Genomic DNA, 360 nt, shown 5'->3' with positions numbered 1-360 from the left:
CATTGCCGACGAGCCAACCAACGATCTAGACCCTATAACTCAGTCTCAGATACTGCGCCTGTTGAGCCGAATGAATCAGGTAAACAATACGACAATTATGCTAGTTGGGCATGATCTTACGACGATTACTCAGTGGGCAACCCGCATTACCGTGATGTACTGTGGCCAATCTGTTGAGTCCGCGGATACCAAGAAAATCCTTCGCGCACCTAAACACCCGTATACTTCGGCGCTCTTGAAAGCTGTCCCTGACTTTAGTGATTGGATTCCTCACAAGCAACGGTTGCAGTCTCTACCTGGCTCCATACCACCATTGCAACACCTGCCTATTGGCTGCCGACTTGGTCCTAGGTGCCCTTA

1 protein-coding gene is annotated in these 360 nt (G+C 50.0%); it reads left to right on the top strand.

All coding sequences use genetic code 11. From position 1 onward, the window contains the following. The coding region (locus BCU12_RS11305) for an oligopeptide/dipeptide ABC transporter ATP-binding protein (RefSeq protein ID WP_347231986.1) at positions 1–360 on the top strand (360 nt) is incomplete at both ends.

It is taken from the genome of Vibrio sp. 10N.261.55.A7 (assembly GCF_002877365.1).
Taxonomy (GTDB): Bacteria; Pseudomonadota; Gammaproteobacteria; order Enterobacterales; family Vibrionaceae; genus Vibrio.
Note: the sequence above shows the minus strand (reverse complement) of the source record. Positions and strands in the feature narration are given on the sequence as shown.